Genomic DNA, 17,142 nt, shown 5'->3' with positions numbered 1-17,142 from the left:
CCTACACCCCGAAGGCCTGTTCAAAGGTAAAACTCACCGAAAACACATTGCGTGAAAGCGGTGATACCGTGATGGAGTCAGATTTGACTCTAAACAGATTTTTTCTGCCGCCGGGCGGCGTCCAGAAAAAGGCGCGGATCACATGAGCATTTAAAAAAGACAACAGCGACTCCGTAACCGTAGGGTGGCCGGTATAGACCAGCTGCCAGGATTGGGTAACGCTGTTTAACCCATTGCTGCTGATTTGCTTATATCCGTCGCCAAACTGTGCGCTTCGTACATTGTGAGAAAAGTTGCCGACAGGTGCCGCCTGCGTGCGCCATTGAAAAGTATCGATTGGCATATTTACTCCAGACATAAAAAAACCCACCGTAGCGGGTTGTGACCGTATATTTCGTAGTTTTAGCACCGATAAAATCAGCGCGCTCCCGAGGCATTCCAAATTAATCCCCCCGGTTTTAGTTCTTTGCTCAACCGTTCGGTAATCGCTTGATTGACGATACCCTGTACGATTTTCCCCATCCCTCCCGCAGGAGACTCACCGGCGTTACGCGCATTGCCATCTTGGCTCATCACCACAGTACTATTTACCGTAATACCGCCTCCCCGATCGCCTTTCAGCCCGAACATCGGTGCACGCTCGCCGACCAAACCACCGTCAGCGTAGCCGCGCATCATGGCGTAAAGATGGCCTACGCCAATACGCTGCGTCGCCTCCTTGGTCATGACAAACTCACCGCGATGCACAACGCCGGCAGCATCATACTTGCCGCCATCACCGGTATACCCACCGGAGGACTTCAACCCCATCGGCACCGCCCCAGGGGTGTTACCGCCCGAAGAAGCGTCTCGGGCAATCCATCCCATGGCTTTTTGCACCATAAACGCCACCAACAACTGATTGATAACCTGGACGATCATTTTCAAGATAGAGGAAGTAAACTCTTGAAAACTGGTTTTCCCTGTTGTGACCATATCCGTCAACATTCCGGAAAGGCCGTTAAAGGTGGCTCGCCCAACCTCCGCCATAGAGGCGTAAACGTTGGTCGCAGTATCCAGATATTCGCTCCATCCTTTACGTGCACCGGCGAGCCAGTCGCCACGAACCTTATCTTCAGCGGCAAATGTGTTTGCCAGCTCACTCATCATATTTGCAGCAAACGGGTTTTCTTTATTCTCCCGACTCAACTGCTGAAGCTCACGACGGCGTTGCAATTCACGTTCACTCACTCCGCTTTCTTGCAGTACTTGCTGGGATTTCGAGCGTTGTTGATTAATGTAATCCCCCGCAATACGGCCGTAGTCGGGCTTTTCTTGCCCTTTCGCCGACGAGACAGGGGCCGCTACCACCGTGGGTGAATAAAATCCGGAGCGTTTATTGCGCTTACCCAGCCAGGCATCTATTTGCTCACGGCTGTCTCCCTTGTGAACAGGCGGTTGTTCCGCCGTCATGGCCTCACGATAACCTGCAAGACCGGCACTGATTCTTGCGTGCCCCTGAAAGATGCTCTCTTCTAACTTAGCGGAGGTCTTCTGGCTGTCCTCAACAATTTTTTTATTCGTATCAATAAAACCGTTAAGAAAGTCAACGTGGGCCATCTTGGCTATAGGCCCCAAAGAATCAACGATAAAGCCGGAAATCAATCCATCGCCTTTTGTGATTAACAGCCTGACTTCATCGATAAGCGTGCCCACGATATCTTTCACCAGCCTGGCCATGGCCAACATATCCACGCCAACGCCATGTGCGGCATCAGAAGCCCATTTTTTAACGTCCATCCACATCAGCGACAGCGGAGACATGTTTTCCATGATAGCCGCAGACTGCCTGCCGGTCTCATCACCATAGAACTGCATCGCCAACGTAGCCGCATCGGTGCTTTTCCCAGCATCAACCAAACGAGAGACATGCTCTAACATCTCAACGTTGACAAAGCCATACTGCTTACCCAACTCCGCCAATCCTTTAACGGGATCGTCCGCTATTTTGCGGAAGTTGGCTTCAACCTCTTCAGCGGTCACCTCGGTCACCGCACCAAGGTCCTGCGTTGCTTTGGCAATAATGCCTATCTGCGGCGCGGAATAACGTCCCAAACGGTTCAAAGACGTGAGCAATGTTTCATTCGAACTGATGCTGCTGTTCGTCATTGAACCGATAGAAACTGCCAGAGACTCCATTTGGCCAATCGAGTTGAAGGCCTGGCCGTTGGTCATAATGATGGAAGTTCGCATACTGTCGAATGATTCACGGACGTTATAGCCCCAACTGGCCAACGTTGCGACACCACCGATGACCCCACCCAAAGCGGCGCTGGTGGTCGCCAGCAATGGGCGCAATGCTTGCAACGTATTGCTTACACCACCAAATGAAGTGACCAGTTGTGTCCCATGATTTAGCGCAACTTTCCAAACAGGCTCCCCCGACGCCAATGACGACACCAAACCCAACATATTGGTTGATAGAGTGTTTAATGTTTCCTTATAGGCTTTGGCATTATTATTACCAGTATGCATATCAGCAGCTTGCTGCCCCATTTGCCTTCTAAGCTGCTGCAGCGCCGCCCCATGGCGCCTTAAACCTTGCTCATCGAAGGCGCTGCGGGAAACTGAACTCTGGGTTTGACGTTGCTGCCGAATCAACTTGCCCAATTCATTATTTAACGGACCCAGCCGAGTCGACATCTGATGTAAACTATCACTATAGCGGCGGAGATCCTGCGCCCCACTGCGAAAAGCGCGATTCAGCACATCGATTTTACCGACGGTTGCCGAAGCGTTTCGTTGCAAGTCGTTCAATTCTTTATTCGCACGCTGCAAATCACCGGTATGAATACGCAGCGTCATGGTTGCAATATCTGCCATGTCTGGCTCCTCGCCACAACAAAAGCCAGCACGGGGCTGGCACCCTCGCAGGCGATCATTTTCGGTGAATGACTCTTAGCGCTGCGTTTTCCATAATACGGATATCATTTAATGTGCTCGCCTCGTCATCTACCGCATAAACCTTCATTAACCAAGGCAGACAGTTATAATCCAACCCGGTGACACCATTCATTCCGATACGCCACTGCGTCGCCATCATCTGGAAAATAGTGACAGCTGATACCATATCCGGCCAGATTTCCAGAGTGACCGTTTCGTAGTCATCTATCGTTAATCCAAATGCGGCAAGCTCTTCGGGAGGGGTTTTAGGCGTGTAGAAAGCCTCGGCAAGCGCCGTCAGTTTTTTTCCCGTACCACCATCAACTCTTTGGTATACGCAGTGGCAATTGCATCAAACGCGCGCGGATAGTTATCAAGCAATGTGATAATGCTTTCTCTATTCAACGTGTCGGGCAATGCCCATCCATCACAAATTTCGTGCAAGAAATCGGCCATAGGTTCATTGTTGTAGCTACCCGCATCCAATTGCTGTTCGGTTGCTTCGCGCAGCGATTTTTCCAGCGTTTCCAATTGGCTGCGTTTTTTATGTTTGAACGAAAATGTCAATATTCCATCCTCGCTTCCCGCACGTGGAATAGCGACGTCAATGCTAAAGGTTGGGGTTGGGTTAAGGGTAAATTCAGTCATCATGAAAAAGCTCCAAGCAAAAATAGTGTCGTTGAAAAACAGGCCTTACCGAGATAAGACCTGTTTGCCGTACCGATTAAAGGGTGGTTTTATAGAAAGTCATGTCGCTGGACTGAATTGCCAGCGATACAGCCACAGTTTCCACCTGGTTGACAGCCGTTGTTGGTTGAGGGTCAAAAGATGGAATTGCTGACCAATAGCGCAGTTCGTTGGCTTTAGGGACGTACATATAAAATGCCAAAACATCGCCATTACGATCCGCATTCTGCAACACGCTATAAATTGGCTGTGTCGAATCGTGAGCGAAGGTAAAGGTTTGCGTTTTCGCCGCCTTGAATGTCGCCAGGTTGCGTTGACGATCATCCTCAAGAAACTGAACCTGAGCATATTGTTGATCGCCGCCCGACTGAGCCACTTCGGTAATTTGCGGAATTTGGGTCCAGTTGGCGACTTTAGTCAGTGCACCTTTACCGATACCGGCAGGGAAAAACTTCACATCTGAAGTATTGATCGCACCAATAGTAACGCTGGTATCGGTTGAGGCTGTGATCTTGGCAACCAAGTCATCAATCAGCCCCCAGCCTGAATTGACAATGACAATGTCCCCAATTTTCAAACCATGACCTGTGGCCAGAGTAAATACAGCGCCATTAGCGTTGCTAACCGCCGTCGTTGCTACCGTCGAAGTAGCAGGGATACCGGCAAATACAGTTGCGCCATTAGGTAATGCAAAACTCATGGTAATTCTCCATTTTTAGATATAAAAAAACCGCCAGGAGGCGGTTACAGATAAAAAGAAAGACATCATTTTGATGTACTTCTTCATTACATTTATAATCGGTTACGTCTCAGCGCATTAGAAACTTCATGACTGAGACCAATAACTGATACTAACAGGAATGATATAGCTATCTTCTTTTTGAATAGCAGGTAAAATACTGGCCGGAGCATTAATACTGCAGCTCAAATAATCATCGGAAAGCTCAGCACCATTGGGAAAAAGTGACAACACCCGCTCCGCTAACAGATAGCCATCATGGCTCCCCTCGCCTTTTTTTATCACAATATTGATCTGATAATTACCGCTGTATATCGTCACATCCTGAGAAACACCGACCCCCTGATTGACTGCAGGAACAATAAATGGCTCAAGATGCAACACCGCACTTCCCTCAACAGGGAAATTTGCCAACGTATAGTCGATATTGTTTTTTTCCGCCCATTGCAACAGTACCGACTCAAACAAATCTTTTATCTTTAAGGTACTCAACACAACCTCCAAATCATTTAATCCATAAATCCTCTCATGCCCATCAGGAATTGACACAACCCTATACGGTGTTTTTATCAATGAGAATAGAAAATTAGAATTAATGCCTCATGCATACCAACTTCAGATGTTATCAAGCTACATGATAAAATTCGAAGCGAGAAGAATTATTTTATTATTTTTTTAAATTAAAAAACAAAACAAACAAAAACACCCCGATAAACGGGGCTATATAAAAAATGTGAAAAATCTCAACGTTTTTATAAATACGCTAATAATTTTCCATCTGCAACTTTGTTTCCTCATGAGATAAACATCCATCTATAAAACCTTCCGCAATTTGCATTTGCTGACGAACTCTCCCTTCAGAGCATTTCCAACCACGTGCGATAGCCGATTTTGATTCGCCATATACATAGTGACGCAGAATCAATTCCAACTCTTCTGGTTGACGTATAGCCTGCAATCGAGCAACGGCACGATCGACAGCCAATCCGTCTTCATCACAACAAGAAAGGCGATTCTTTGCCGTATGCGGCAACAATCCCTTAAAGCCCGCAGCGATATGAGAGTATCCCATCGAAGGATGTTCCCGCGCCCACCCTCCCCACCGCATCAATACCTGCTGTATATCCCTCATGCCCCCTCCTGGAATGTACCTTATGAATTCACTATCACTCAAAAAATGCGCTTAAAGTACATTTTTCCTGACTAAAGCCACCAATAAATGTACCCAATGGATACATTATGCATATAAAAAATAGTTAAACAAGTGACTTGTACCATTTTGGTACATATGCTGTAATAAGTGATATGAAAACGATCGAAGAAATCCGACGGGAAAACGCCAGAAAATTGCGCGACGGCGTGGGCGGCAACTCAAACTTCGCTGCCATGTTGGATCGCGAAGCGACGCAAATCAGCCGAGTTATCGGTAAAAACCCCACAAAAAAAATTGGCGACGATCTCGCTCGCCATATGGAAATTTGTTTTTCTCTTGCTACCGGATGGCTGGATAAAACCCATGACGCCGCCGGCCACACCAACGTTCAGGAAACATCGTACGGCAACGATAAAAAGATAAAATTGGTTCCGGTGATATCCTGGGTTCAGGCAGGAGCCTGGACGGAAATCGCGTTTTCAGAGGTTGATTTGATTCAAACAGAACACTATCCCTGCCCTGTCGCCTGTGGGGAAAGGACCTACATTTTGCGTGTGGTCGGCGATTCAATGAGCCCGGAATACTCCCCTGGCGATCTGATTTTTGTCGATCCTGATGTTACCCCCTGGAATGGCGATGACGTGATCGCTTTAATGAGCGACTTCGGCGAAACCACATTTAAACGTTTTATTGAAGAGGGCTCAGAACGGATGCTAAAAGCACTCAATCCTGATTGGCCGGAACGTTACATCCCAATCAACAGCAACTGCCATATCATCGGTACTGTTATCTTTTCGGGTAAATCTCGTCGCCATCGATAAGTCCGCTGCTTCATGTCTCATGTTACGCCGCAATCATTCTCCTGAGGTATAGCAGTTTCCTCACTCAACGGCTGCGCTTGGCGTGGCGCTCAAAGTTTTCCGCCTTGGCCTGCGCCGATTTACGCAGCGTGACATAGCAGGCGCCCTCGCCGCCGTCGCGCGGTAAGGCGCGGCAAAACGCCTGTACCTGTTCAAACTGCGCCAGCCATTTGGCGACGTAACTGCGCACGATATTCGGATGGCTTTCGTTCTGCCGCCCGCGGCCGTGCACGATCAGCAGCGAACGCAGGTTTTGCGCCTCCGCCTGCACGATAAAGCGAAACAGCGCCTGCCGGCTGGCTTCGACCGACTGACGCAGCAGGTTCAGCGACGCCTGCGGCGGATAACGCCCGTTGCGCAGCTTGTCCAGCACGCCCTGTTGAATGCCTTCCCCTTTGAACTCCAGCGGCTGTTCGCAGGGGATCACCTCGAGAAAATCGGTGCTGAGGAAGTTTTCCTGCAACAGCCGCTGCGCTTCGCGCCGCGCGCTTTTGTCCACCGCCTCCTGCGGCTTGAGGTACAGCGTCTGCCGCCCGCTCGCCAGCGGCACCACGTCCGCCATCGCCTGTTCAAAAAAGTCTTTTTCCTGCTCGCTCATCTTCCACCTCTCTTGAACGGCAGCCTTTACGGCCGGGAATGGGGTCGATTGTAAGACGCCTTGCCACGGTTGCAAGCCGGGAATTGTCAGCGGCATTTGTCTCATTTGTCGTCAACGGGTGAGCTTGCGAACAGTTTTCGCTATACTGCTAAGCCATCATTGAGTGCCGCAAAGGATCGAGCCCATGACAATGCGCGAGCTGGAAATCCAGTTTCAAAATGCGATGAATGAGTTGCAGAGCAGCTTCGAACGGCAACACCGCGAATGGCAGCAGAGCTACCAGGCGCTGCAGCAACTGCTGGAAGAAGCCAAACAGCGCGAAGCCGCACTGCGGGCGCAGAATGAACAACTGGCGCGCAAGCTGAGCACCGCCAGTTCGGTACCGGAACAGCATGCGCTGGTGAAGCAGATCAAAATGCTCGGCGCTCATCTGGACGCGCTGGCCAAAGACGCGGCCACCTTCAATCACCACCTGCGCCAACAGAGCGCGGTCGGTAATTTCAGCGGCGAACAGCATTGATAGCGGGCGCTGTCGCACAGCGCCTCCCGCCCCTCTTCTGGCGTATTGAGAGTGTAATAAAGCCTAAATGACCTGGATCATCCTCGCCGCCCTGATCGTCGTATTCATTATCGGTTACCGCATCCTGACGTCCGACACCCGCAAAGCCATCGATTCGCTGGCCCATCTGCTGAGGGTCAAACCGATGCTGATCGAATCGATGATCCAGGAAATGGGCGGCCGCCAAAGCCAGACCTTTATTCGCATGCTGAACAACGGCTACACCGAAGAGATGCACCAGGCGGCTTATCTGCTGTTCATCTACCTGACGTTCATCAAACAGGCGGACGACGAACAGATTGCCCTGTGGCGCGACGTGCTGCTGCGCGCCGGGCTGTCGCCGGAGCTGCACGCCGAGCACACCGAAGCGGCGCTGTTTTACTTCGCCGAGCTGGATATCGATGCGTTTGAACTGGCGCAGTTCCGTCGCGCCTACAACGAGCGTTTCAACCGCGAAGCGTTGGCCCACGGCTGATCGCGTCCCCCAAGGCGGGGGACCGATTACAGGAACATGCTGAAGAGGTAGCGCGACAGCGCTTCGCGCGAGCTGAAGCCGTGTGCGATGCCGTAACGCAGGTTCGGGGCGTCGCCGCTTAAATCCAGGGGAAACTCCAGATACTGCTCGCTGGTGCGCACCGGGGAGGTTGGCGTGGCGAAATGCACGCTTCTCTCTTTCAACGCCGGGTGGATCACCAACGCGGTTCTGCCCATCCGCGCTTCGCGATTCACATACACGTAGTGTGCACCCTTGCGGTAGCCATAGGCCTGATCGGTGACATAATCACGCTCAAAGCCGGTATTCTCCAACACTTTAGCCACTTCATCCGGCCGTAAATACATCGATTCCTCCTCTCATTCTGGACCGCTGAGCGACCTTACCGTAATCATTCACCGAAACAATGATTTTCTGGGGAGGAATCCGGGTTTCGGACTATTCCTGAATCAGCTCCGGCTGCGCTGCAGCAGGCGCAGAGTGAGCAACACCCCGAGCGCCACCAGCAGCGCCGCCGCCAGATAGATCGACGGCACGCCCGCTTGCCCAATCAGCAGCCCGGCCAGCGGGCCGGTGATGCCCAGCGCCAGGTCGAGGAACGCCGAATAGGTGCCGAGCGCCGTGCCCTGATTCTGCGGCGGCACCTGTTTCACTGCTTCGACGCCCAGCGCCGGGAACACCAGCGAGAAACCGGCGCCGGCCAGCAACGCGCCGGTTTGCACCATCCAGGGCTCACCGGCCTGCCAGATCAACAGCAGCCCGACGATCTCGACCAGAAACGACACCAGCGTCACCTTCAGACCGCCGTGGCGGTTGATGACGTTGCTGAAGATCAGGCGGATGCCGACGAAGGCGCAGCTGAACAGCGTCAGCGAAAACGCCGCGCCACTCCAGCCTTTGTCGGCATAGTAAAGCGTGATGAACGTGGCGATCACGCCGAAGCCGACGGTGCCCATCGCCAGCCCGAGGCCATAGGCCCAAATGCGACCGAACACCGCGCGAAAGGCGATGCGTTGCCCGGCGGCGATCGAGACGTCCGGCTTGCCGCTCGCCAACAGCAGCGCCACCGCGACCGCCAGCACGATCAGTGCCGCCACCCCGGCCAAGCCCCACTGCTGATTCAGGTACACGCCGAGCGGCGCCCCGGCCGCCATCGCCCCGTAGGTGGCAACGCCGTTCCAGGAAATCACCCGCGCGGTGTGCATCGCTCCAACCCGGCCGATACCCCACAGCGTGGAACCGGTGCTGGCGAAGCTTTCGCCGACGCCGAGAAACACCCGTCCCACGCACAGCAACAGCAGGCTGAGCCACGGGTAACCGTCAACGCCGAATGCCAGCGCGTAAAACAGGCCGCTGGCGCCGCAGCACGCCAGGCCGAACAGCACCACCTTCTTCGGCCCCAGCTGATCGGCATAGCGCCCGGCGTGCGGGCGGCTGAACAGCGTGGCGAAGTACTGCGCGCTGATGATAAGGCCCGCCAGCACCGAGTTGTAGCCCAGATGCTCATGCACAAATCCCGGCAGCACCGCCAGCGGCAGGCCGATGGTCAGGTAGCAGACGAAGGTGAACATCACCACGGACAGAATGCGTCGGTTCAGCTGGAGATTATTTTCTGCGGTCATCGAAGGTGGCTCGCATCGGACGGGGTAGACAGAGATTGCCAGCATACCCCGATGGGATCTGATGATAAATGAGAGAGTTATAACGAATTATTATTTCGCTAACGATTTTGCCGCCACCCGCGCGCGCAGAAAATCGATAAACGCCCGTACCTTTTCCGGCACATGGCGGGTGTTCGGGTAGAGCGCATAGATGCTCTGCTCGGGGAAACGGTGATCCGGCAGCAACCGCTGCAGCCGGCCGGCGTCGATTTCGGGCTGCGCCAGCCACGCCGGCAGCAGCGCCACCCCGGCGCCATGCAGGGCGAACGCCAGCAATGCCGCGGCGCTGTCGCCGGTGAGCGTGGCAGCGTCCGCGACCTTGAACAGCACCGCTTCGCGCTGCGGCGTGGCCACCTGCCAGCTGAGCGGTGAACTGAGCCGGCTGTGGGCGATCCACTGCGCCTGCGCCAGATCCGTCAGCGAATGAATCGGTCGGTCGGCCAAATAACCCGGCGCCGCCACCGGAAAAATGGCGAAGCTGTCGATCAGCGCCGCGCGGTGGCTGGAGTCCGCCAGCTGGCCCAGGCGGATCGCCACGTCAAAGCGCTCCGAGATCAGATCGGCATGATAAGAAGAAGAGACATGCTGGATGCGCAGCCGCGGATGCTGCCGCGAAAAATCCGCCAGCGCCGGCACCACCACCTGCGCGCCGTACTCCGGCGTGCTGGTGATGCGCAGCACGCCGCTCAGTCCGTGATGATCGCGACGCACGTCGTCCAGCACGTTTTCCGCCTCCTGCAGCAGCTGCAGGCTGCGCTGGTAAAAGCGTTCGCCGGCGTCGGTCAGCGACAGCCGCCGGGTGCTGCGCGCCAGCAGTGACACCCCCAGCTCGTTCTCCAGCTGTTTGACGTTAAAGCTCACCACCGCCTTGGTTTGCCCCAGCGCCGCCGCTGCCGCGGTAAAGCTGCCCGCTTCCACCACCGCCGCAAAGATCGCCAGGCGCTGCAAATTCAGCATTTCGCCGCCCTTATTGTCAAAATCATTTTGACAGTGTAATCGCCCGCCGCCGATTTATCCGCACTTTTCCCCCCGATACACTGCTCGCCTTCAACCGGAGGCACCATGTCTTATCGCAGCAAAGTGGCAATCGTCTATCTGCTCGGCTTTTTCGTCGATCTGATCAATATGTTTATCGCCAACGTCGCCTACCCCGCCATCGGCCAGGCGATGCGGGCGTCGGTCAGCCAACTGGCGTGGGTCAGCAACGGCTATATTCTCGGCCTGACGCTGGTGATCCCCCTCAGCGCCTGGCTGGCGCAGCGCATCGGCGGGCGGCGGGTGTTCCTGCTGTCGCTGGCGCTGTTCATGCTGGCCACCCTCGGTGCGGGCAACGCCGACAGCATCGGCGCGCTGATCGGCTGGCGCACCCTGCAAGGCATGGGCGGCGGCTTACTGATCCCCATCGGCCAAACGCTGACCTACCAGCTGTACCGCAGCCATGAACGCGCCGGGCTGTCGGCGGCCATCATGTTGGTGGGGCTGCTGGCGCCGGCGCTGTCACCGGCGCTGGGCGGCTGGCTCGTCGATCGGCTGGACTGGCGCTGGGTGTTTTTCGCCAACCTGCCGCTGGCGGCCCTGGCCCTGGCGCTGGCGGCGCTGTGGCTGCGCGCGGAAACGTCGACGGCGGTGCGTAAACCGCTCGACGGCAAAGGGCTGCTGAGCGCCTGCGCGGCGTTGACGCTGCTGCTGCTCGGCCTGACCCGGCTGAGCGAGGCCGGTCATCAGGCTTCCGGCGCGGCGCTGCTGGCCGCCGGCCTGCTGGTGCTGGCCTATTATCTGCGCCATAGCCTGCGCACCCCGCAGCCGCTGCTGAACCTGCGGCTGGTCGCCGATCCGCTGCTGCGCAACGCCATGGCGGTTTATTTGTGCATTCCCGGCCTGTTCATCGGCGTCAGCCTGGTGGCGATGCTGTATCTGCAAAACCAGCTGGGGATGCCCGCCGCCCAGGTCGGCGGCCTGATGCTGCCCTGGGCGCTGGCGTCGTTCCTGGCCATCACGCTGACCGGCAAAACCTTTAATCGCCTCGGCCCGCGGCCGCTGCTGATCGCCGGCTGCCTGTTACAAGGCGCCGGCATGCTGACGCTGGCGCAGATCGATCTGGCCGGCCAGCACGCATTGCAGATCGCCGCCTTCGCCCTGATGGGGTTTGGCGGCAGCCTGTGCAGCAGCACCGCGCAGAGCAGCGCGTTCCTGCAGATCCCCGACGCTCAGCTGGCGGACGCCAGCGCGCTGTGGAACATCAATCGCCAGCTCAGTTTTTGCCTCGGCGTGGCGCTGCTCAGCCTGCTGCTGAATTTGCTGCTGACCGGGCTGCCGCCCGCGGCGGCCTACCGCACCTGCTTCATTCTGGCGGGCGCCAGCGTATTTATCCCGCTGCTGCTGTGCCTGCGCCTCGCCAACCGCGCCATCGTGCGCCAACTCAACGCTCAACAGGATGCTTTATGAACCCGTACTTTACCGAAGTGATCGACGCCCACATCGCCATTGAACGCTGGCTGGGCAAAGGGGCTGGAGAAGAACAGGCGCTGCTGGCGCGCTTTACGCCGGATTTCAGCATGATCGCGCTGAGCGGCGCTCCGCTGGATTTTGCCGCGCTGTGCGCCTTTTTCCGCGCGCATCGCGCCGCCAAACCGGGATTGGAAATCGAGATAGAAGAGATGAAGCTGGTGGCCGAATGGCCGACGGGCGCAGTAGTCAGCTACCGGGAAAAACAGAGCCTGCCGGGGCAAAGCGCCACGCTGCGCTATTCCACGGTGGTCTTTGAACGTCAGCCCAACGTACTCGGCTGGCGGCATTTGCACGAAACCGCCGCGGCGCAATAATTACAAAAAGCTGCCGGCCAAAAACAGTTCCCAACCGACGATCACCCCGCACAGGGTTACCGCACTGAAAATGACTTCAAACAGATAGCGATTGATCATCGTTCGTCGCCTCAAAAGAAGACACCCGGAAGAACCGGGTGTCTGGAGTACGGGCTGGAGAGTGCGGAACCTTTCGGTTCCGCAAACATCACTTAATTAAGCTTTTTTACCGGCTTTTTTGTGGTGTTTTTTAGCGGCCTGAGCTTTCTGCACTGGCGCTTTTTTGTGGTGTTTTTTAGCAGCCTGGGCTTTCTGAGCTGGCGCTTTTTTGTGGTGCTTTTTAGCGGCCTGAGCTTTCTGGGCTGGCGCTTTTTTGTGGTGCTTAGCTTTCTTGTGGTGCGTTGCTTTAGCTGGTGCTTTTTCAGCAGCAGCCGCTGGCGCAGCGGTAGTGGTGGTCGCAGCTGGCGCGGTGGTGGTAGCCGGAGCAGTAGCTGCAGTATCAGCAGCGAAAGCAACAGAAGACAGACCCATAGTGGCAGCAACGATCAGCGCTAATACTTTTTTCATCTTTAAATCCTCAGAGTGTTGTTTCGGTAAGCTCCGGTGGAGCCGTTGAAACAGATACTAGTGGAATCAAACTGCCGTTTCCGTGAGTGATTGGTTTCGCCGAGTAACCAAATGTACAACGTTTGTGAACGGCGCTTGTGAACCGCATCGGCGGGTATATGCTGAAGGAAGATGCCCCTCGTACAGGCTCGCTCACGCTATGAAAACCGTCTCGCTGAAACACGCGCCGGGCCGCTACGCCGGTCTGGCCCTCGCCGGTCTGCTGCTGCTGACGCTGCTCTACCTGTTCGTGCGGCACTGGGCCGAGTTTGTGCAGTATTGCATCAACTTCCAGATTTACATGCACCGCTATCTGGTGCTCTATCTGCTGCAGCAGCGTAACCAGCAATACAGCGGCGGGCTAATGCTGACGCTGGCCAGTTTCGCTTACGGCTTCCTGCACTCCATCGGCCCCGGCCACGGCAAGTTCGTCATCACCACTTATCTGGCCACCCACCGCGAACGGCTGAACGCCAGCCGGGCGATCACCCTGCTGGGCAGCCTGATGCAAGGCGTGGTCGCCATTGTGTTCGTGGTGGTGCTGGCGGTGGCGCTCAACCTGTCGATGGGCGATCTCAGCCTCAGCCGTTATTGGGTGGAAAAAGGCAGCGCGGTCTTCATCGCCGCCTTCGGCCTGATGGTGATCCTGCGCGCCAGCGGCTGGCGCTGGCGTCGGCGCCGCGCGCCGGTCATTCAGGCGCTGCACCCGGCGGACCACGCGCATAGCGCGGCGTGCGAGTGCGGCCACCGGCATCAACCCAGCGCGGCCGAACTGACCGGCGGCTGGCGCAACGCGCTGTGGCTGATCGTCTCCATCGGTATTCGTCCGTGCAGCGGCGCCATCCTGATTCTGGTGTTCGCCAACGCCATCGGCATGTTCACCTGGGGGGTGATCTCCGCCATGAGCATGGCACTGGGTACCGGGCTGTCGATCATGATCCTCGCCACGCTGGTGCACCACGCGCGCGAGCGCTTTCTGGCCCATCAACCCGGCCTGACAGGCTACTATCTGGCACAGGCGTCGCGTATCGCCGTGATGCTCGGCGGCGTGATCCTGATCCTGTTCGCGCTGGTGCTGTTCAATTCGGTGATCCCGGTCAGCGCCAACGGCGATTTTATCGCCGCCGGCTGCTAACGCCGGTGAAATCATCGTTTTTTTGCGTGATCGACCACACAAATCTCGGCATGGTCTACACTTAAAAGACATGTGTCGAAATGGAGAGCTGAATGTTTAAGAAAGCGGAAAGAACAGAACGCGACATCGATCAGGACGTCACTCTGTTGGCCGATACGCTGGATGAAGTGTTGCGCGAGTCCGGTGACAAGACCAAAGAGGAACTGAAAGAGCTGCACAGCAAGGCGAAAGGCGTGCTGCGCGACGCCCGGGCGCGGTTCAATGGCTCCACCAGTCTGACACAGCATGCGCGCGACGCGGTCGATCAAGCCGACAGCTATGTGCGTGACAAACCTTGGCAGGGCGTAGGGATCGGTGCCGCCGTCGGCATCGTGCTCGGCGTGCTGCTGGCCCGGCGTTAACACCCCTGCAGTCATAAAGATAAAACAGATGTGCGTCTGGCCCGCGGAAATCGCGGGCCGTTTAATTGAGGCGTTTGAACAGCTGCGCCAGCCCCTGCACCGCCCGCTCCGTCTCCTCTTGCCGAGTAAAATTGGCGAAGCCCAGCAGCAATCCTTGCCCCGCCGGATGATCGATTCGCCAGTCCGACAACGCCTGCGCCGCCAGCCCCTGTTGCCAGGCTTGCGCCGCCAACGGCGCATCCGCTACGCCGTCGTGAAGCCGGGCCAACAGCTGAATGCCGCCCTGTTGCGGCACCGCCGTCAGCCACGTCCCCAGCTGCCGTTCCAGCGCCTGCGTCAGCCACTCACGCCGTTGGCGGTACAGCGGCCGCATGCGTTTCAGGTGGCGGTAGAAATGCCCTTGCCGGATAAAATCCGCCACGCCGGCCTGCAGCAGCGGCGGGCAGCCGCAGCCACGTAGCCGACTGCTGCGCGCAAAGGCCTCCGTCAGGCCGGCGGGCACCACCAGGTAAGCCATGCGCAGCGCCGGGAACAGCGTTTTGCTGAAGGTGCCGGCGTACAGCACCCGCCCCTGAACATCGAGGCTTTTCAGCGGCGGCAATGGCCGCCCGTGATAGCGAAACTCGCTGTCGTAGTCATCTTCCAGGATCCAGGCCCTGCGCTGCTGCGCCCAGTCGAGCAGCGCCATGCGCCGCGCCAGGCTGAGCGTGACGCCGAGCGGGCTTTGATGGGTTGGCGTCACCACCGCCAGCCGCGCCTCAGGCGCCGTCAGCCTACCGGCGGCCACGTCCATGCCTTGTTCATCCACCGGCACGGCGATCGGCCTGACGCCGGCGGCCCGCAGCAGCGGGCGCGTGACCGGATAGCCGGGATCTTCGATCCATACCGCGTCGCCGGCGTGCAACAGCGTCTCCACCACCCAGTCCAACAGCGCCGGATAGCCAGCGCAGAGGAAAACCTGCTCCGGCCTGCAGCTGATGCCGCGCGACAAATGCAGATAATGGGCGATCGCCTCACGCAGCTCAGGCAGGCCGCCGGCCGGCGGCAGCGCCAGGGAAGACACCGTGGAACCGCGCAGCTGGCGGGCGACAATGCGCTGCCATAACGCCCGGGGAAACGCGTCCAGCGCCGGCACGCCCAGTTGGAAAGGCTGCAGCATGCCCTGCGGCTGCAGCGGATCGGGCGCCATCGCCGCCAGCGGCGGCGCAGCGGATACCGCACCCGGCGGCACGTGCGGCAGCTGCGGCGAGACATAGGTGCCCGCCTGCCCACGGCTCTGCAAGAAACCTTCGGCAATAAGTTGCGCGTAGGCGCTTTCCACCGTGGCGCGCGCCACGCCCAGATCGCTCGCCAACCCGCGCACTGAGGGTAATCGGCTGCCCGCCGCCAGGCTGCCCTGGGCGATGGCGTCTTTAATCCGCAGGTAGATCTGCCGGTACAGCGGTTCCGCCAGCTGGTTGTCCAGCCGCAGCGAGGTCAGGAAAGATGGCATCATGGCCCGGTTAAATAATCATTTTATGGCCCTATAGCATAGACCATAAGGCCGCTAAAGTAGCGTCATGATTTCGTTACTACCGATTGAGGTTGACCATGATTAAGCAACGTTTGAACTATGCCGAGCTGGCGCCCGCCCCGTACAAAAATATGGTAAGCGCGCTGATGGCGCTGGAGAAAGGTGCCCTGGACAAGGCGACCATCGAGTTGATGTTTATGCGCGTTTCGCAGATCAACGGCTGCGCCTACTGCCTGGATATGCACGGCAAAGCGCTGCGCGAAAGCGGCTTCAGCCATGCCAAGCTGGATACGCTGGCGGGCTGGCGCGTCAGCCATGAGTTCAGCGAGCGCGAACGCGCCGCGCTGGAATGGGCAGAGTCGGTGACGCTGATCGCCGCCACCGGCGCACCGGACAGCGCTTTCGAGGCGCTGAAAGTGCACTTCAGCGATACCGAGATCGCCGATCTGACCTTCGCCATCAGCATCATGAACGCCTTCAACCGGCTGGCCGTCAGCATGCGTCAGTAATGCGCTCGATTCCCCCTCTTCACTGAGAGGGGGAATTTCTCACCCGCAAAAATTTTTTCCCTCGCCTTTTCCAGCCCCGGCGCGGCCTGCGCCTCCAACCCGACAAAACACCATATATAGCGTGGTTGATAAAACAAATATCAACATATAGTATTTTATGGGTCAGCCGCAGGGAGTGTCGTTCGGTTGATAACGCCGTCAGAAACGCCAGGAACGATGCTCCGTTATCTGACTTGTCCGCCTTTCCTTCAGCCTAAAGGTAAATGCGAATCATGAGCATTATTATTTACAGTAAGCCGGACTGTGTCCAGTGCAACGCCACCTATCGCGCATTTGATAAACAGGGGATTGATTATCAGGTGATCGATCTCACCCAGGATCAGCAGGCGCTGAATCACGTTAAATCCTTAGGTTATCAGCAAGTTCCGGTGATTATCGCCGGTGACGATCACTGGTCCGGGTTCCGGCCGGACAAGATCGGCGCGCTGGCGCTCACCTGCTGAGG

At 56.7% G+C, this 17,142-nt stretch carries 22 protein-coding genes; 9 read left to right on the top strand and 13 right to left on the bottom strand.

The genetic code is table 11. The features are described from left to right. Nucleotide 1: 1 nt before the first annotated feature. The 7 genes from ACJ8HT_RS22990 to ACJ8HT_RS22960 all read right to left on the bottom strand — a co-directional run bounded on the left by ACJ8HT_RS22990 (nt 2) and on the right by ACJ8HT_RS22960 (nt 5,480). Complete coding sequence (locus tag ACJ8HT_RS22990) at nt 2–343, bottom strand: phage tail protein (protein WP_099816880.1); 342 nt, start codon at nt 341–343, stop codon at nt 2–4. A 74-nt stretch (nt 344–417) separates the two neighbouring features. Further along, a complete protein-coding gene (locus ACJ8HT_RS22985) occupies nt 418–2,862 on the bottom strand; it encodes a phage tail tape measure protein (protein WP_197653505.1) in 2,445 nt (814 codons plus the stop codon). A 55-nt stretch (nt 2,863–2,917) separates the two neighbouring features. Next, nucleotides 2,918–3,151 (bottom strand): DUF1799 domain-containing protein, encoded by a 234-nt coding sequence (locus ACJ8HT_RS22980; protein WP_071532865.1) that lies wholly within the window; start codon nt 3,149–3,151, stop codon nt 2,918–2,920. Nucleotides 3,152–3,219: 68 nt separating this feature from the next. Continuing rightward, entirely contained in the window at nt 3,220–3,573 is a 354-nt protein-coding gene (locus ACJ8HT_RS22975) for a phage tail assembly chaperone (RefSeq protein ID WP_019455561.1), read from the bottom strand. A gap of 73 nt (nt 3,574–3,646) precedes the next feature. After that, complete coding sequence (locus ACJ8HT_RS22970) at nt 3,647–4,309, bottom strand: phage tail protein (RefSeq protein ID WP_019455562.1); 663 nt, start codon at nt 4,307–4,309, stop codon at nt 3,647–3,649. A 126-nt stretch (nt 4,310–4,435) separates the two neighbouring features. Then, complete coding sequence (locus ACJ8HT_RS22965) at nt 4,436–4,840, bottom strand: phage tail terminator-like protein (RefSeq protein ID WP_197653506.1); 405 nt, start codon at nt 4,838–4,840, stop codon at nt 4,436–4,438. Between the two features lie 271 nt (nt 4,841–5,111). After that, the gene (locus ACJ8HT_RS22960; protein ID WP_197653507.1) at nt 5,112–5,480 is read right to left on the bottom strand and encodes an antiterminator Q family protein; all 369 of its coding nucleotides are present in this window, start codon (nt 5,478–5,480) and stop codon (nt 5,112–5,114) included. 173 nt (nt 5,481–5,653) lie between these two features. On the opposite strand from ACJ8HT_RS22960, the gene ACJ8HT_RS22955 reads away from it, so the two are divergent. Then, a complete protein-coding gene (locus tag ACJ8HT_RS22955) occupies nt 5,654–6,322 on the top strand; it encodes a LexA family protein (protein ID WP_197653508.1) in 669 nt (222 codons plus the stop codon). Nucleotides 6,323–6,386: 64 nt separating this feature from the next. Here ACJ8HT_RS22955 and smrA read toward each other — a convergent pair whose 3' ends face one another. Then, a complete protein-coding gene (gene smrA, locus ACJ8HT_RS22950; RefSeq protein WP_048234581.1) occupies nt 6,387–6,959 on the bottom strand; it encodes a DNA endonuclease SmrA in 573 nt (190 codons plus the stop codon). 184 nt (nt 6,960–7,143) lie between these two features. Here smrA and ACJ8HT_RS22945 point away from each other — a divergent pair, with 184 nt between their 5' ends. Continuing rightward, nucleotides 7,144–7,479, top strand: coding sequence for an MbeD/MobD family mobilization/exclusion protein (locus ACJ8HT_RS22945; RefSeq protein ID WP_004928976.1), 336 nt, complete (start codon nt 7,144–7,146; stop codon nt 7,477–7,479). A gap of 67 nt (nt 7,480–7,546) precedes the next feature. Continuing rightward, entirely contained in the window at nt 7,547–7,993 is a 447-nt protein-coding gene (locus ACJ8HT_RS22940; protein ID WP_025303978.1) for a DUF1198 family protein, read from the top strand. A 26-nt stretch (nt 7,994–8,019) separates the two neighbouring features. Here ACJ8HT_RS22940 and ACJ8HT_RS22935 read toward each other — a convergent pair whose 3' ends face one another. The 3 genes from ACJ8HT_RS22935 to ACJ8HT_RS22925 form a co-directional block, all read right to left on the bottom strand. After that, nucleotides 8,020–8,358: a DUF2002 family protein gene (locus ACJ8HT_RS22935; protein WP_038872785.1), complete on the bottom strand. Its 339-nt coding sequence runs from the start codon at nt 8,356–8,358 to the stop codon at nt 8,020–8,022. Nucleotides 8,359–8,460: 102 nt separating this feature from the next. Continuing rightward, nucleotides 8,461–9,633: an MFS transporter gene (locus tag ACJ8HT_RS22930; protein ID WP_194571823.1), complete on the bottom strand. Its 1,173-nt coding sequence runs from the start codon at nt 9,631–9,633 to the stop codon at nt 8,461–8,463. Between the two features lie 90 nt (nt 9,634–9,723). Further along, entirely contained in the window at nt 9,724–10,629 is a 906-nt protein-coding gene (locus ACJ8HT_RS22925) for a LysR family transcriptional regulator (protein WP_197653510.1), read from the bottom strand. A gap of 105 nt (nt 10,630–10,734) precedes the next feature. On the opposite strand from ACJ8HT_RS22925, the gene ACJ8HT_RS22920 reads away from it, so the two are divergent. Together ACJ8HT_RS22920 and ACJ8HT_RS22915 are read left to right on the top strand one after the other, a co-directional pair. Then, nucleotides 10,735–12,117 carry an MFS transporter gene (locus ACJ8HT_RS22920; protein ID WP_087762383.1) on the top strand — a complete coding sequence of 461 codons (1,383 nt, stop codon included), beginning with the start codon at nt 10,735–10,737 and terminating at the stop codon, nt 12,115–12,117. Next, nucleotides 12,114–12,494: a DUF4440 domain-containing protein gene (locus tag ACJ8HT_RS22915; RefSeq protein ID WP_049200826.1), complete on the top strand. Its 381-nt coding sequence runs from the start codon at nt 12,114–12,116 to the stop codon at nt 12,492–12,494. Before ACJ8HT_RS22920 ends, ACJ8HT_RS22915 begins: the two co-directional genes overlap by 4 nt. 195 nt (nt 12,495–12,689) lie before the next feature. On the opposite strand, the gene asr is transcribed toward ACJ8HT_RS22915, so the two are convergent. Beyond that, nucleotides 12,690–13,040 (bottom strand): acid resistance repetitive basic protein Asr, encoded by a 351-nt coding sequence (gene asr, locus ACJ8HT_RS22910; RefSeq protein ID WP_004928953.1) that lies wholly within the window; start codon nt 13,038–13,040, stop codon nt 12,690–12,692. Nucleotides 13,041–13,239: 199 nt separating this feature from the next. On the opposite strand from asr, the gene ACJ8HT_RS22905 reads away from it, so the two are divergent. Together ACJ8HT_RS22905 and ACJ8HT_RS22900 are read left to right on the top strand one after the other, a co-directional pair. Next, nucleotides 13,240–14,214: a nickel/cobalt transporter gene (locus ACJ8HT_RS22905; RefSeq protein WP_110158365.1), complete on the top strand. Its 975-nt coding sequence runs from the start codon at nt 13,240–13,242 to the stop codon at nt 14,212–14,214. A 92-nt stretch (nt 14,215–14,306) separates the two neighbouring features. Then, the gene (locus ACJ8HT_RS22900) at nt 14,307–14,615 is read left to right on the top strand and encodes a DUF883 family protein (RefSeq protein ID WP_004928950.1); all 309 of its coding nucleotides are present in this window, start codon (nt 14,307–14,309) and stop codon (nt 14,613–14,615) included. Nucleotides 14,616–14,676: 61 nt separating this feature from the next. On the opposite strand, the gene pdxR is transcribed toward ACJ8HT_RS22900, so the two are convergent. Further along, nucleotides 14,677–16,110 (bottom strand): MocR-like pyridoxine biosynthesis transcription factor PdxR, encoded by a 1,434-nt coding sequence (pdxR, locus tag ACJ8HT_RS22895; protein WP_197653511.1) that lies wholly within the window; start codon nt 16,108–16,110, stop codon nt 14,677–14,679. Between the two features lie 95 nt (nt 16,111–16,205). Between pdxR and ACJ8HT_RS22890 the strand changes: the two genes are divergently transcribed. Together ACJ8HT_RS22890 and nrdH are read left to right on the top strand one after the other, a co-directional pair. Beyond that, nucleotides 16,206–16,637 (top strand): carboxymuconolactone decarboxylase family protein, encoded by a 432-nt coding sequence (locus ACJ8HT_RS22890; RefSeq protein ID WP_197653513.1) that lies wholly within the window; start codon nt 16,206–16,208, stop codon nt 16,635–16,637. A 272-nt stretch (nt 16,638–16,909) separates the two neighbouring features. Continuing rightward, on the top strand, nt 16,910–17,140 hold the full coding sequence (gene nrdH / locus ACJ8HT_RS22885; RefSeq protein WP_004928934.1) for a glutaredoxin-like protein NrdH: 231 nt from the start codon (nt 16,910–16,912) through the stop codon (nt 17,138–17,140). Nucleotides 17,141–17,142: the final 2 nt, after the last annotated feature.

This window comes from Serratia sp. CY44782 (genome assembly GCF_052168715.1).
GTDB classification, from domain to species: domain Bacteria; phylum Pseudomonadota; class Gammaproteobacteria; order Enterobacterales; family Enterobacteriaceae; genus Serratia; species Serratia nevei.
Note: the sequence above shows the minus strand (reverse complement) of the source record. Positions and strands in the feature narration are given on the sequence as shown.

Bases quoted from the DNA above. Each gene is read 5' to 3' on its own strand.
- ACJ8HT_RS22990 (WP_099816880.1), bottom strand. From the start codon at position 343: ATGCCAATCGATACTTTTCAATGGCGCACGCAGGCGGCACCTGTCGGC.
- ACJ8HT_RS22985 (WP_197653505.1), bottom strand. From the start codon at position 2,862: ATGGCAGATATTGCAACCATGACGCTGCGTATTCATACCGGTGATTTG.
- ACJ8HT_RS22975 (WP_019455561.1), bottom strand. From the start codon at position 3,573: ATGATGACTGAATTTACCCTTAACCCAACCCCAACCTTTAGCATTGAC.
- ACJ8HT_RS22970 (WP_019455562.1), bottom strand. From the start codon at position 4,309: ATGAGTTTTGCATTACCTAATGGCGCAACTGTATTTGCCGGTATCCCT.
- ACJ8HT_RS22960 (WP_197653507.1), bottom strand. From the start codon at position 5,480: ATGAGGGATATACAGCAGGTATTGATGCGGTGGGGAGGGTGGGCGCGG.
- ACJ8HT_RS22955 (WP_197653508.1), top strand. From the start codon at position 5,654: ATGAAAACGATCGAAGAAATCCGACGGGAAAACGCCAGAAAATTGCGC.
- smrA (WP_048234581.1), bottom strand. From the start codon at position 6,959: ATGAGCGAGCAGGAAAAAGACTTTTTTGAACAGGCGATGGCGGACGTG.
- ACJ8HT_RS22945 (WP_004928976.1), top strand. From the start codon at position 7,144: ATGACAATGCGCGAGCTGGAAATCCAGTTTCAAAATGCGATGAATGAG.
- ACJ8HT_RS22940 (WP_025303978.1), top strand. From the start codon at position 7,547: ATGACCTGGATCATCCTCGCCGCCCTGATCGTCGTATTCATTATCGGT.
- ACJ8HT_RS22935 (WP_038872785.1), bottom strand. From the start codon at position 8,358: ATGTATTTACGGCCGGATGAAGTGGCTAAAGTGTTGGAGAATACCGGC.
- ACJ8HT_RS22930 (WP_194571823.1), bottom strand. From the start codon at position 9,633: ATGACCGCAGAAAATAATCTCCAGCTGAACCGACGCATTCTGTCCGTG.
- ACJ8HT_RS22925 (WP_197653510.1), bottom strand. From the start codon at position 10,629: ATGCTGAATTTGCAGCGCCTGGCGATCTTTGCGGCGGTGGTGGAAGCG.
- ACJ8HT_RS22920 (WP_087762383.1), top strand. From the start codon at position 10,735: ATGTCTTATCGCAGCAAAGTGGCAATCGTCTATCTGCTCGGCTTTTTC.
- ACJ8HT_RS22915 (WP_049200826.1), top strand. From the start codon at position 12,114: ATGAACCCGTACTTTACCGAAGTGATCGACGCCCACATCGCCATTGAA.
- asr (WP_004928953.1), bottom strand. From the start codon at position 13,040: ATGAAAAAAGTATTAGCGCTGATCGTTGCTGCCACTATGGGTCTGTCT.
- ACJ8HT_RS22905 (WP_110158365.1), top strand. From the start codon at position 13,240: ATGAAAACCGTCTCGCTGAAACACGCGCCGGGCCGCTACGCCGGTCTG.
- ACJ8HT_RS22900 (WP_004928950.1), top strand. From the start codon at position 14,307: ATGTTTAAGAAAGCGGAAAGAACAGAACGCGACATCGATCAGGACGTC.
- pdxR (WP_197653511.1), bottom strand. From the start codon at position 16,110: ATGATGCCATCTTTCCTGACCTCGCTGCGGCTGGACAACCAGCTGGCG.
- ACJ8HT_RS22890 (WP_197653513.1), top strand. From the start codon at position 16,206: ATGATTAAGCAACGTTTGAACTATGCCGAGCTGGCGCCCGCCCCGTAC.
- nrdH (WP_004928934.1), top strand. From the start codon at position 16,910: ATGAGCATTATTATTTACAGTAAGCCGGACTGTGTCCAGTGCAACGCC.